The organism is Microvirga vignae, assembly GCF_001017175.1.
In the GTDB taxonomy this organism is placed as follows: Bacteria; Pseudomonadota; Alphaproteobacteria; order Rhizobiales; family Beijerinckiaceae; genus Microvirga; species Microvirga vignae.
This window is the reverse complement of the sequence record NZ_LCYG01000131.1, coordinates 1-12850: the sequence shown is the minus strand read 5'-3', so window position 1 is coordinate 12850 and position 12850 is coordinate 1. Positions and strand designations below refer to the sequence as shown.

Annotated in this window: 11 protein-coding genes and 1 pseudogene; all 12 read right to left on the bottom strand. The window is 56.9% G+C overall.

Features of this window, described 5'->3' with window-relative positions; translation table 11 throughout:
- Positions 1–138: 138 nt before the first annotated feature.
- The 12 genes and pseudogenes from fcl to AA309_RS30290 all read right to left on the bottom strand — a co-directional run bounded on the left by fcl (position 139) and on the right by AA309_RS30290 (position 12136).
- A complete protein-coding gene (gene fcl / locus AA309_RS30340) occupies positions 139–1092 on the bottom strand; it encodes a GDP-L-fucose synthase (RefSeq protein WP_047192754.1) in 954 nt (317 codons plus the stop codon).
- Positions 1093–1167: 75 nt separating this feature from the next.
- Entirely contained in the window at positions 1168–2130 is a 963-nt protein-coding gene (locus AA309_RS30335) for a nodulation protein NodZ (protein WP_047192753.1), read from the bottom strand.
- 436 nt (positions 2131–2566) lie between these two features.
- Positions 2567–4612 carry a carbamoyltransferase family protein gene (locus AA309_RS30330; RefSeq protein ID WP_047192752.1) on the bottom strand — a complete coding sequence of 682 codons (2046 nt, stop codon included), beginning with the start codon at positions 4610–4612 and terminating at the stop codon, positions 2567–2569.
- A 171-nt stretch (positions 4613–4783) separates the two neighbouring features.
- A complete protein-coding gene (locus AA309_RS35575) occupies positions 4784–4960 on the bottom strand; it encodes a hypothetical protein (protein WP_160310580.1) in 177 nt (58 codons plus the stop codon).
- 35 nt (positions 4961–4995) lie between these two features.
- Positions 4996–5784 carry an ABC transporter permease gene (locus AA309_RS30325; RefSeq protein WP_047192751.1) on the bottom strand — a complete coding sequence of 263 codons (789 nt, stop codon included), beginning with the start codon at positions 5782–5784 and terminating at the stop codon, positions 4996–4998.
- A gap of 3 nt (positions 5785–5787) precedes the next feature.
- Complete coding sequence (nodI, locus tag AA309_RS30320; protein WP_047192750.1) at positions 5788–6702, bottom strand: nodulation factor ABC transporter ATP-binding protein NodI; 915 nt, start codon at positions 6700–6702, stop codon at positions 5788–5790.
- Positions 6669–8419 (bottom strand): annotated as a pseudogene (nodU, locus tag AA309_RS30315) (nodulation protein NodU). The gene nodI and the pseudogene nodU overlap by 34 nt, the downstream one beginning before the upstream one ends.
- Before the next feature lie 21 nt (positions 8420–8440).
- Positions 8441–9061 carry a nodulation methyltransferase NodS gene (gene nodS / locus AA309_RS30310; protein WP_047192748.1) on the bottom strand — a complete coding sequence of 207 codons (621 nt, stop codon included), beginning with the start codon at positions 9059–9061 and terminating at the stop codon, positions 8441–8443.
- Between the two features lie 26 nt (positions 9062–9087).
- Entirely contained in the window at positions 9088–10443 is a 1356-nt protein-coding gene (gene nodC, locus AA309_RS30305; protein ID WP_047192747.1) for a chitooligosaccharide synthase NodC, read from the bottom strand.
- Positions 10444–10458: 15 nt separating this feature from the next.
- Positions 10459–11118, bottom strand: a complete 660-nt coding sequence (gene nodB / locus AA309_RS30300) for a chitooligosaccharide deacetylase NodB (protein ID WP_047192746.1) — start codon at positions 11116–11118, stop codon at positions 10459–10461.
- Entirely contained in the window at positions 11115–11744 is a 630-nt protein-coding gene (locus AA309_RS30295) for a NodA family N-acyltransferase (RefSeq protein ID WP_047192745.1), read from the bottom strand. The genes nodB and AA309_RS30295 overlap by 4 nt, the downstream gene beginning before the upstream one ends.
- A complete protein-coding gene (locus AA309_RS30290; protein WP_280136944.1) occupies positions 11741–12136 on the bottom strand; it encodes a response regulator in 396 nt (131 codons plus the stop codon). The genes AA309_RS30295 and AA309_RS30290 overlap by 4 nt, the downstream gene beginning before the upstream one ends.
- Positions 12137–12850 lie beyond the last annotated feature (714 nt).

Below are 12850 nucleotides of genomic sequence, written 5' to 3'. Positions count from 1 at the left end.
CTTGCCCTTGTTAGTGATTTTCCGATCAACAGTAACTACACCGTGCCGGACCTCACATGTCGCGTATTAATACGAATTTCACCACTGAGAACAAACATCGCGTGAGCTAACTTTATTTTATGAAGCCTCGTTGGAGCTTTACCCGATATGGAGCGCCCGTACATTGTTGAGAAACCAAGTATAGGTTTGTTGAAGCCCTTCACGAAAATTGACCTTCGGCTGCCAGCCGAGCGTGCGCAGGCGACTGATATCGGTCACCTTGCGGGGCGTACCGTCCGGCTTTGACCTATCGGGGTCAAATCGACCTTCGTACCCAACTACCTCGGCAATGATCTCGGCCAGCTCAAGGATACTGATATCGGTTCCAGTGCCCACGTTGACATGCAGGCGATCAGAGTAGTTTTCCATTAGAAAAACCGCTGCGTCCGCAAGATCGTCCACGTGTAGAAACTCACGTCGTGGCTGGCCCGTACCCCAAATCGTTACGGCCGGGGCCCCCGCGATCTTGGCCTCGTGAATGCGGCGCATCAATGCTGGCAAGACATGGCCATTCGCGAGATCGAAATTATCGTTGGGGCCATATAGATTGGTCGGCATGGCCGAAATGAAGTCATGCCCGTGCTGGACACGATATGCCTCTGCAAGCTTGAGCCCAGCGATCTTGGCAACGGCATACCACTCATTGGTAGGCTCCAACGCTCCTGTAAGGAGCGCGTCCTCCCTAATAGGCTGCTCCGCAAACTTAGGATAGATACAGGTCGAACCAAGAAATAGCAGCTTCTCGACGTTGACCTTATGGGCAGCATGGATAATGTTTGTTTCGATTACTAAGTTGTCGTAGATGAAGTCGGCTGGATATGTTGCATTAGCCCAGATTCCGCCGACCTTTGCGGCAGCCAGGACCACAGCTTGTGGACGTTTCCACCCCATCCAATCCTCAACCTCCCTCTGGCGGCGCAAATCGACCTCGGCTCGATCTACTGTGAGAATTTCTACATCTCTCCCCGCCAAGGCTCCCACTACGGCAGAGCCCACCATTCCGCGATGGCCGGCGACCCAGACGCGCTTGCCCGCTAGCCGAAAATTCGGCATCCATCTTCCCTCCACGCAATTAGGGCTCTGTTGCATCAGTTATAACTTTCATATAGTTTGAGAATCCTCGGGCGATTATGCAATCAAGATCAACCGGCTCGGATCATTCAAATCGAACTCAATGATGCGTGGCACAGAGAGGCAGGCATAGCGCGTGAAAGCGCTAGTCGGCGGAAAACGGATCACGGTATCGCATCGCCCAAGGAGATACATCTCGACGAGAGCAGAAAAACCGCCGTCAACCCCGAGTTCCGCATTATGTAATGGCCCTGCCTGATGCGCCTGGAAGCGTTTTGGGACAGTGAAAAGGTCTGGATGCAGTTCCGATAGCTGATCAAGCACTAACACGCTGTCCGTGCACAAAAACACCTTCACAGGCCTTGGATGGGGCAGCGCTTTGGCCTTGTAAATGGCAGTGCATACCTGCCGTAAAGCGAGCTCCGGATCAGCCCAGTAGGGCGCGTGCCCCATGATATCCTCGCCGTTGCCGTGCCGAACGTGAACTCCGACTACGCTGTGCCCGACAAAATGCTCCCGATAGATGGTGTCAATACGGGCTTGAACTTCAGGCCGTGGTTTAACACTCCGAAAAATCTGTCGCTCGGCATCCTGATCGCAACACCACATCAAACAAGCGTCGCAGACCACGGTGTTAGCTTCACTATCATCCTGCGTTTGGAAAAGCCGGCTCAGCTCATCTCGTTCTCGGAAGATTTGCTCATCAGGGCGATAAACGCAGTCGATGGAGGGCTTATTCCACCATGGCGGAAAGAAAGGGCCCGGGAATGAGAACTGATTAATCCGATCATCGCAAATAACCGGTACGCCAGCAATGTCTTGAATTGGCTCGAAGAACACCGGAAAGGCGTTCGTAAAAGGTTGGTCCAGATAACAGGAGCCGCGCCAATCGATGGCTAGCGCCCGCCCCGTCCGCTGCGCGTAACGCCAAGCTGCCGCCAGCGACCACAGGCAATCACCGAAACCAGTACGCCGTCGAGAAACAACGAACCGATCCTTCATCGAGCCACTAACAAGCATTTGCTTCGCCTCGTTTTGGAATACCGCATCAAGCAGGAGCTTACGGAACCTCTACGTAGCCCTGCCCCAATGCTATCATCAGCGATCGTGGTGCTGGCTATTTGGACTGGTAGACCCTTCATACCCCGCACCGGAGGCGATGGACCCTCAACGGCTCCCGCCCCTGCACCGCCGCGTCGAAATGTTGCCGTCGTCACACTTAATTCCAGGCGCGTGGCAATCCGCTCTATTGCAACAGTTCGTCGAAAGGTTCTACCATCTGTACCAAGTTGAAAAGAAATTCCGGTGCATCGACGGCTTGTCATGTGGACCTGCGCCTGCTTTGTCGCGGCGCTCTGGGCTACAACCATAAGCTCAGCCCCGGATACATCTCCGCTAGGGGCCAGCTTCTCCGCATACTTGGAGAAATGGACACTACCATAATCACAACTGCCTCTTACGCTTTGCCCAATATTTGATCGCTGTCTTGCTGCATGCGAGCAGCATATTTGGGATGTAGCCGAACAAGGCGCTGCTCCCACAATCCTCGCAGCTCCTTGACGAGAGCTTCACGCCTGGCCTGATCAAACGTAATTGCATCGAGGAGATCTCCGAGCACGGACTCGCCAGCAATCAGCATGAGCAGATCGAACAAATCACGTGAAATACGCGCACTGCCACTGCTGGAGTGACCAGAACGAATCTCGCACACCGTCTCGTGTCGATCCCCTGCCGTGCAAGCGCGGACTTGATAGACGGACGCATAACGCGGCAGTGAAACCGCGAGGGAAGTCCAGTGCTCCGGCGTTGCGGCTCGCTTTTTGACGAGGAATGGCCCGACCACAAGTCCATCCAGCTCTGTCGTCAGAAACGTGGCAATCGCGTCCGCAACCGACTGGACGATCGGCTCGGCGTTGTTGTTAAAAGACGTATTAAGCAAAATCGGGATGCCCGTTCGCTTCTTGAACGCATCAATAACTTCCCAGTACGCCGGATTTGTTTTGCGAGATACCGTTTGCAGCCTCGCTGTACCGTCAACGTGGGTAATGGCGCTGAGCAGGCCGCGCTTGGAGTCGCGCACGCGAACAACAAAGTTCATAAAGGGAAATTCGCCCGTTCCGTCCGGGAGATCGAAAAATTCGCGCGCATCCTCCTCTAACACCGACGGTGCGAAGGGTCGATAGCCCTCGCGCTTTTTGACCATCGCGTTAATCCGGTCCTTATTTGCGGCCGGCCTAGGGTCGGCAAGAATACTGCGGTTACCGAGCGCACGTGGCCCGAACTCCGAACGCCCCTGCACCCAGCCGATCACAGCGCCATTAGAAATCCACTCGGCTGCTCTGCCTGCCACGTCATCGCTGCGTTCAACGGCGAGGTGACCGGCCCATGCATTCAGTTCCTGCTCTATGGCGCAGTCAGTCCCGAGATCAGGCCCCCAATAGACTTCCCGCAGTCGCTCACGCGGCGCGGGCTGGCCCAGATCGCTAGACATTATTAGTGCAGCCCCTAAAGCGCAACCAGCATCGTGCGCCGCGGGTTGCACAAAGATATCTTCGAAAAGCCCTGAATACAGCAGCTTACCGGTCATGGTGCAGTTGTGGGCTACCCCTCCAGCCAGGCACAGGCGCTTCATTCCTGTGGCCTCGCGATAGTGCCGGAGAACGTGAAGTACAATCCGCTCCAGCGCCTCCTGCAATGATGCACTGACATCTCGATGCTGCTGCGTAAACGGCATTCCCTTTCGCCTGACCTGGATGCTGCGGAGCAACGCCGGACCGATGCGGTCAAGGTAGACGCGGAAACCACCGTTGTCTGAGAGTTCGTAGAACTGCTCGAAGAGCGAGCGATAGGGAGCGGGATCCCCGTAGGGTGCAAGGCCCATGACCTTGTATTCATCGAATAAGCCGTAACCGAGATATCGGATCGTCTCAAGGTAAAACAGCCCAAGCGAATTATTCTCTGGGATAGTCGCGAGTTGCGTTATTTCGGTACCGGATCCTACCGCCACGAGACCCGAGAGGAAGTCGCCACTGCCATCGAGAGCGAGGATCAGGCTTTGCTCGAATCCTGACATTGAGAACGCGCTAACGGCATGCGCAAGATGGTGACTTACGAATGAGATGCGCGACGGATCGACCTCGGTACTAAACTCCTGCGCTAGTAACCTACGCATAGCAAGTTTCGCATCCAATGGCATGGAAAAGTTGGGCTCGGAAACGAACAAGCGTTCGAGCATCGCATTGCAATACGCCTCGGTAGCGTAGAACGCGATGCGGTCGATGTCGCTGAGCTGAATCCCTGCGGATGCAAGGCAGTATCGAATCGAACGGCTCGGGAACTTATTAGAGTGTTTGATCCGATTGAAGCGCTCTTCTTCGACGGCCGCTATCACCCGGCCGTCCCGGACAAGCACCGCAGCACCATCGTGTAAAAATGTGCTCGGTAGCGCAGGTGAATTTTCATGGATTCTGTCTAGCCCGCCGCTCAGTCCTAAACACAGCATGTCACTCTCCATTCATCGTAACAGGAAGGCCAATTTGGTCTGAGCCAAGACCGCGCCACCAAAGGACGGTACACTGTCGCTCGCTGCTGCGAGGGCCGGTGAGACGTCACCAGCCTCAAAGAACCTCGCGTAAGGCCCGTCCGCGAAGTGAAGCCACAACTCCTGGAACTGTTAGAGGCGCTGGATGCACTGGCGAGAAGCGGCCGCGTTCAGCACATCGGGCTCTCCACCGAAGAACCCTGGGGTTGCGCGCGCTTTGGCTTCGGTGTCCTGATCTCTACGACTCTTAGTACTCAAGCCGAGCACACTCATCTTCAAGCCGCCGCGGCTCAGTTCGCGATACTCCATCGTGCATCTCCATCTCATGCTCCTTGTAAGTAGCGTCAACGCATCAGGCGTCTACGAAACAACGCCGCTGACAGGAAGAACGGCGATATCGCATATATGCAAAGCGCAGTAATATGTACCCCGACGCTGTCGGCCGGGCGGCCAAGCATTGCCGGACGAATGAGGTCGACCGAATGTGTCAGCGGCAGGAAGGCCGCTACCTGCTGAAAAGCGCCAGGCAGTTGGCTGACCGGAAAGACCGCGCCGCCCAGATATAGCATAGGCGTGACGATGAGCGTCTGGTAAAACACGAAATAGTGGTAACTTGGCGCAAGTGCAGTGACGACCATCGCCAGGCTCGCGAAAGCGAGGCCAGTGAGAGCGATGACAGGCAGTGCATAGAGGACAGATGACCACGCTGCATAGCCTAGCATGGCGGCAATAATCGCAATTGCCGTCCCGGCCAGAATGGACTTAGTGGCCGCCCACGCCAATTCACCGAGAATGATGTCGCCGAGGGTGAGCTGCGTGCACAGCATCGCTTCCCAGGTGCGTAGAGCGTGCATGCGAGCGAATGTTGCATAGATCGTTTCAAAGGTCGCGGCGATCATCGCGCTTGTTGCCACCATGCCGGCTGCCAGAAACGCGATATAGGAGGTGCCGTCAACACCACCGACCATCACGCCTAGGCCAAAGCCGAGGCCGAACAGAGAGCTCATGGGCTCGGCGAGGTTCCCGAGAATCGATGCTAGTGCAAGCTTCCGCCACACCAAATAGTTGCGGCGCCATACCGCGACCCAGTTCCACACGTTGGCAGGCAGAGCGGCCACATAACGTTCCCACATCGTTCAGTCCTTCATCTCGCGCCCGGTCAGCCGCAAGAAGACGTCCTCAAGATTTGGGGGACGTTGCAGCAGGCGTAGACCCGTGCGTCCGCGCAGCTGCACGAGCACCTGCTCCGGATCGGGCGCATAGCAAAAGAGCGTTTCGCCACTCACCTCGATGCGCTGCACGTACGGCCGGATCAGCGCACCCAGCTCATGCGGATTGCCGCCGTAGATTTCGATCACTTGGCACCCGATCTGCTCGTCGATCAGTGCCCGAGGGCAGCCTTCAGCGATCTTGCGTCCTGCCTCGATCACACACAGCCGGTCACACAGCCGCTCAGCCTCTTCCATGAAGTGAGTGGTTAAAATTATCGTCTTGCCGCGCGCCAACAGCGAGCGCAGGCGCTCCCATATTAGATGGCGCGCGTGCGGATCGAGGCCGGTGGTCGGCTCGTCCATTACCAACAGCTGCGGGTCGTTGATCAGTGAACGCGCGAGCGTTAGGCGCCGCTTCATTCCGCCGGATAATTCGGCGACCCGCGCATCCGCCTTGTTCTCAAGACGGGCAAATTGGAGCAGCGACGGGATGACGGCTTCGACCTCGCGCGTGCTCATGCTGAAGTAGCGCCCGAACGCCAACAGGTTCTCGCGTACGGTGAGCTCGAGGTCAAGGTTGTCGAACTGCGGGACCACGCCGATGCGCGCACGTGCCAAGCGAGCGCGTGCCGGCACTGGCACACCGAGGACTGTGATCTTGCCCGCGTCAGGCGGTATCATGCCGAGGACCATACGCGTGATCGTGCTTTTGCCCGCGCCGTTCGGCCCCAGCAGACCGAAGCACTCTCCCGGCCCGACAGTAAACGACAATCCACCGACAATGATCCTATCTTTATATGACTTCGTTACGCCGGCAAAGTCAATGTGTACCCTGGACATGTGCTCATCTCTGCGGGAAGAACGCCGAGGACCAACGGTCACTCAGTCGCACGCGCTTGGTCAACAGCAGTCCGTCGCACCATATGTGTTCAACCCGCCCCCACTCGCAGGCTGCAGCGGTATCAGGGAAGAACCCCCGTCCATGGTGGTTGGCACTCGTGTTGCAAAGAAGCGGAATGCCGGTGAGTTTTTCATACTCAACGAGAAGCTCGGCGACTTTGTGTTGAGAGGTTCTAGGAATGGTCTGCAATCGTGCAGATCCGTCGAGGTGTACTACAGCGGGGATCTTGTCCCGCCATTCTGCCCGTGTCTGGTGATCGAAAAGCATGTAAGGATCCGGCGTTCCGGGGCTGAATATGTCCGGCGCACGATCCTCCAGGCATATCGGCGCCACTGGCCGGAAGTGTTCACGAAGCTTGATGTCGTTCAGATAATCCTTCATTCCGGCCAATGTTGCGGCTGCAAGAATGCTTCTGCCACCCAATGCTCGTGGTCCGAGTTCGGCGTGGCCGGCGAGGAAAACCACGGGCTTGTTGCTCGCGAGGATGGTAGCAAGTTCACGCATACTGCACGGCGCTGCCTCCCATTCGGGCGGCACATCGCTGCGTAGCAGGGCCGTGCCGCTGTAGACCGACCATTCCAGCGGCACGAAGCCTTTCTCCGCCACCAGTGCGGAACAAGCGGCGCCAATTGCTGAGCCGCTGTCATTCGGAAAGGGCGGCACCCAGACAGCATCGAACAGGCCGGTAGCACGTAGTGCACTGTTCCATTTGATGTTGAGACCGCAGCCCCCACCTATACATAAATTGCGCGGCCCCGCACAATGCGAATGTCGTTGCAAAGCAATAGCCATTCCCCGGACGAGCAGACGCTCGAGGAAAACATGAAACGATGCAAGTACATCTTCGGGGCGTTTGGCCTTTAGTCCGAGCGCGCTGGCGTGGAAGAAATCATGCACAGCGGCAAGCGCGGACTCTTCGCTGCTAATGTTCGCGCGGTAACGACGGGCTGACTCAGTGTCGGCTGCAAAGTGCTCCTGATAAAGCTCATGAAACACCGTTACAATGTCCTCATCAACCGTCCCGAGCGCGATATAGGCCATTAGCTTGCCGGCAACGCCTAGGTCCCAGCTGGTCCGGTTCGAGTGCCTATAAGGTCCGAAGTGATGGCCCGCTACAGCATAGGCATGACCTATCATCGGAAACAGGCATTCGATGAACCGGACGCCCGTGGATTCTACATAGTAGAGACGTGGAAAGATGCAGCCGTCCCATACCAAGCAGAACGCGGGTTGTCCGGCCTTGGCAAATGGGCTGGTGCAGTACGCGGAGGCCACATGGCCTGTGACGTGCGGATAGCTTCTATAAGGAAAGAGCCTTCCGTCGAGCATGAGGCCGAAGCCGCAGTCCGAAGTCAGAGGGCACTCAGCATGCCGTTCAACATACGGCGCCCCTTTGAGAGTGATAGGCGCGGCCCCACTGAGAACCTGGAATTGCGACTCGACCTCGCCGTCCCAGCCGTCGATAACGAAGTGATCAACATCCCGCGGATCCAGACCGTGCTCCGCCAAAGCGACGACAACGGCGTCAAGATTGTCGATGGCTTGATACCGCGGATTATTGTTAAGTTTCTCCTGCTCGACGCAAAAGACCAGCCGGCCGTCCTCGATAAGAGCGACCGCCCCGTCATGTGTCAGCTTGATACCGCAGATGCGCATAGTAGCTCCATGTCACGGTTGTCAGTCGGACTGAACCAAGGATCGACTCGGGTTCCGAAAGCAGACGAGCAAGCAGTCCTCGTCGACCGTCTCTCCCTGGCACTGCACGCGCTCAATCTCGACCAATGTTTCGGTCAAGATGGCGATACCCGTCTCAGCACCAGCTGCGTGCCCCCACCGCCTACAAACGCCATCACGCGCGGATCCGAAAATCAGGTGGCCACCTGGCGCAAGCAGCCGCATCACGTTGCCGATGGCCGCACGCATCTCCGCCACGTCATCCAGGTAATAGAGAACTTCCGCCACCACGATCAGGTCAAAGAGCTCGTCAGATGAGAACAGTTGAATGTCGGAAACGATCCAGTTGACGTGCGGCAGTCCCTTCATTCGTTCGCGAGTTCGGGCAATCGCTCGCGGCATGACATCGATCACGGTGAGCCGTCGACAGTAGGGCGCGAGTCTTTCCGTGAATGCGCCGGTCGCGCACCCGACCTCAAGAGCATTTGCTATCACTCCTTGGGAGACCGACAGCCTGAGCAGTTGCGTGTGACGCTCGCGCTCAAACGGATTACCGTCAAGCCGCCACGGATCGTCCGCGGCCAGTTCCCGCTCTAATAGCTGATGTTGCTTGCCCTGAACCACGGCTGTCCACCTATAAACATGCGAGATTACTCGCCGCTGCAAACGCTGTCAGACGTCACCAGTCCCGACGGCCCGCCGGAAAGATTCGCCCCACGAATTGACTCAGCAATTGCCGGACCTGCTGTAGCGTTTGGTTCAGCCATTAGGCTTCGGATGATGACCTGCTGTTCGTTTCCGTTTGGTAAGCCGGTCGCCTTGCGCGACAGCCAATCGCTATTGCTCAATGTAGCCAATGCATAGGCTTTAAGCGGTAGTAAGAGGAAGATGTTGATGAGTGTGTGCAGGGCAAAGCCGAGAAATCGAATTTGGCGAGCACGAATTGCCGCCACGCTGCAGCGAACGAAAGTCATCAACGCGATCACCAATGCTGTCCACCACGGAACTGTGGCGGTGAGCGCGAGCTGCGCGAGCGCCGTTAGCGATGACAGGGCGAGAAGTAGCGGGCCGAGGTTCTGCCCAATTACATCTAGTGTGAGATACCCATTAAGAGCTGGCAGCAGGCGCAGCGCAAGCAGCGTGTCGCGAAAGGTGCTCCGTGCCCAGCGGAGTTGTTGGCGCAAATATGGCCCTACCTTATCCGGAACAACTGTTGCTGCAATTGCGTCGGAAACGTACTCCGTTCGAAACCCTGCTTTCAACATGAGGATCGTGAGATGGCGATCCTCGCCGAAGTCGCTTGGCTTCCCACGAAACAACTGCGTCTCGTACTCGTCTAGCAGCGAAAGAAGCGCGGCCCGACGGTACATAGCACATGGACCGCAGCAGCACATAACGGCACCGAAGCGAGCCTGTGCCGCGCGCTCCTCGTTGCAAGCCAGCCAGTACTCCATATCTATCAGTCGGGTTAGCCAAGTGTCGCTCCGGTTGCTAGCCGTTAACTGGCCCATGGCCGCGCCGATCACTGGATTCTGCATCTTACGTGTAAGCTTCATGATGACGTCGGGGGCGAGTCTCGTGTCCGAGTCGACGTTGATCACCAAATCTCCAGATGAGCGGCGTATCGCGGCGATTTGCGCCTTGCGCTTTCCAACATTCTTGCGGAGCAGAACGAAGTTGAATCTCGGATCACGCGCGTAGGTTTCGTGTACAGGTATGACGGCGTCACGATTTGCAGAACCGTCATCAACCACATAGACCCTTAGCTTTCCAGCGTATTCTTGGTTTGCAATGGAGGCTAGGCACTCGGAGAGCGTGCGCGGGTCCTCGTTGAAGCAGGGGACAATGACATCCACGCTCGGCAGAAGCTCGGGTCTGACCAACTCCTCCGACGCGGATGAAACGTCGGCCGAGCGAGCATAAGCGGCCTGCGCGCCTTTATAAGCCGTCGAGAGCAGCGCATAAAGCGAGATGGTGACAACGCTAGCTGTGTCAAGCAGGTCCATGGGATATCGCTTTGTTCAGTACTGTTGAGGGAGCGGGCGGATTACAAATCCGCGCTCGTGCAATGCTGGAATGAGACGGGACAGTGCCATGACGGTCTGGTCGCGCAAGCCGGAGTGAATACTTTGTCCCAACTCGTCAGGAGGACACCCGTCGTGCAGAAGTACAATTGCGCCCGGCTGGACGGACGCGAGCACTGCATCGACAATCGCGTCGATGCCTGGGCGAGACCAATCTCGCGGGTCCACCGACCAGTGGAGGGGCGCCAGTCCAGCGCTCGCTGACGTGGTGAGCACTTGTTCGGTCCAGACGCCGTATGGCGCGCGCATGTGCCGTATTGGAGCCTGCGGGCATGCCATCCTAATAGTCCTGTTCGCCTCAAATAGTTCACGGTGTACTTCGCCAGGTCCGCATCGGGACAGGTCCGGGTGATTCATAGTATGGTTAGCGACCTCGTGCCCTTCTGCAATCATGCGCTGGATGAGTTGTGGCTGGTCTGCCGCGTACGCGCCGATGACGCAGAAAGTTGCCGGCACCCGTTGTTCCGCCAAGACATTGAGGACCTCGGTTGTGCACAGTGGATCAGGGCCGTCGTCAAACGTCAAATAAACGCTGCGACCGGCGGTGCCGTCATCGCACTCGCTGCCCACTTTGGATAAGCATTCGATGGGCGTCATAGCTCTGGTCCGTTCCGATCAATGATCGTACCTGTCGGCCAATCGCCGATCGAGCGTCCAATCGGTAGAACCACGACGAGTACGTCCTCGACGCGCGTGGGCTGCAAGTTTAAATACACATCTGGATGGGTAGACCGCACGCGAACCCCCGACACAATGGTTGCCAGACCGTGCCGGCCCAGCCTTGCAACATGCTTCTGCAGCGCCTGCCGAACCGTGCCGAAGCCGAATGGGACGCCCAGATCCTGCAGAACTGGATGCATGGCGCGGATTGCATGGCTGAGTCCGAGCCCTTCAAGATCTGGACGGACGGCGTACAATCCTAGTTCAGCCACTAGCAGATCGGCCGCGCCAACCTTGATGAAGCGGCGCAGAAGGCCCATATGAGCCGCTACACCACTCGAGTCGTAGCCGATTGCGCGGAGCTCGGGCCTCGCGCCAGCCCAGCTCCGATTGCCTTCGAACGGTTTCGCATTAAAGGCCCCAGTCGGTCCGTAGGTCTTTCGAAAGAACTCGGATAGTTCGATGTGATCGGAGAGTTGCAGCTCGTTTTCCCAGGCCAGCCTCCACCGCACCTGAGAGCGCCGGGAGAGAACTCCCGTGGCGTTGGATAGAACAATATTCATGTGCGCCTCTCCCGCGCGGTCTGGCATATCGGACTGGTGTCGATGAACGGTGGCAACTCGCTATCACTGAATGGCTTGCTCAGGTAATAGGACACACCGGTTCGCAGCGCCCTCGCCCGCTGGTCATCGCCCGATTGGCTCGTGACCAATATAGTGGGAATGGCCTTTCTGGATGTAACCAGATGCTCGCACGGGTCGATCCCTGTCACGCGGGGAAACTGCATGTCCGGAATCAAGCGAGACGTACTCCGAAGGCGGCTGGGTTTCAAGAACTCCTCTGCTCTCTGGCGCAGTTCTGGGATGAAGCCCGCCGAAAAGAGCATGTCTGTCATCGGTTCGCGGACTATTTGATTGTCATACACGATGGAGATTACATCGGGTGCATGAAGCATCCGTACCAGATTCATCAACGACTTCCCTTGCATCTTCTGCACGATTTCACTGCAATGGACATGGGGTCCATTTGGCCTGGGGGCAGAAGCATTTGGCATCTGCAATCAGCAACACCCCATTCTTCGCAAAGCTAAAGCGAGATCGAGGGCTGGCTCAATTGTGCGGAGGTAAGTGGGTGATATAAAATGGTTTGGGAAAGCTATACGAAGGTTTGTAGCTAGTAATCGCCTCCGCGACGTGGGGGGCGCTTGTCGTGTCGAGCAAGCGCGATGTATTTTGCGCACTCCGGAGAACGTGGCTGCAATGGACATGCGCTTCGGTTGATGCTCGGCGTACAGCTGATAATTTCTCCCGAGGGTAGGGTTAAGATCGATTGCCATTCTAGTATGTCCGAGTTCTATGTCTCTAAACTGAATTTTGCTACTGGTCGTTCGGTAGAATTGTAAAATCCATTGTTTCGATGGCAGCAATCCACGCTATGAATGAAGTTATGCGCGCTATCCAAATCCTGCTGGCAGCCATCTAGTACTCGGAGATAAGTCACGCTCCAAAGCAAATCGTTTACGTGCACTCACAATCGTTATTCCGATTGCTTAGGCAACGTCGGATTAATACGTCTACTTGCTTTTTCCGGCGTTTAGGTTCGGAGCGGGCCGCGCGCTTTCAATAGCGTAGACCCGCCGGAGTATAGTACCGCCACCGCTGCTCGCGCC

Bases quoted from the DNA above. Each gene is read 5' to 3' on its own strand.
- nodB (WP_047192746.1), bottom strand. From the start codon at position 11,118: ATGACGCCCATCGAATGCTTATCCAAAGTGGGCAGCGAGTGCGATGAC.
- AA309_RS30295 (WP_047192745.1), bottom strand. From the start codon at position 11,744: ATGAATATTGTTCTATCCAACGCCACGGGAGTTCTCTCCCGGCGCTCT.
- AA309_RS30330 (WP_047192752.1), bottom strand. From the start codon at position 4,612: ATGCTGTGTTTAGGACTGAGCGGCGGGCTAGACAGAATCCATGAAAAT.
- AA309_RS30335 (WP_047192753.1), bottom strand. From the start codon at position 2,130: ATGCTTGTTAGTGGCTCGATGAAGGATCGGTTCGTTGTTTCTCGACGG.
- AA309_RS35575 (WP_160310580.1), bottom strand. From the start codon at position 4,960: ATGGAGTATCGCGAACTGAGCCGCGGCGGCTTGAAGATGAGTGTGCTC.
- AA309_RS30290 (WP_280136944.1), bottom strand. From the start codon at position 12,136: ATGCTTCATGCACCCGATGTAATCTCCATCGTGTATGACAATCAAATA.
- AA309_RS30325 (WP_047192751.1), bottom strand. From the start codon at position 5,784: ATGTGGGAACGTTATGTGGCCGCTCTGCCTGCCAACGTGTGGAACTGG.
- fcl (WP_047192754.1), bottom strand. From the start codon at position 1,092: ATGCCGAATTTTCGGCTAGCGGGCAAGCGCGTCTGGGTCGCCGGCCAT.
- nodI (WP_047192750.1), bottom strand. From the start codon at position 6,702: ATGTCCAGGGTACACATTGACTTTGCCGGCGTAACGAAGTCATATAAA.
- nodC (WP_047192747.1), bottom strand. From the start codon at position 10,443: ATGGACCTGCTTGACACAGCTAGCGTTGTCACCATCTCGCTTTATGCG.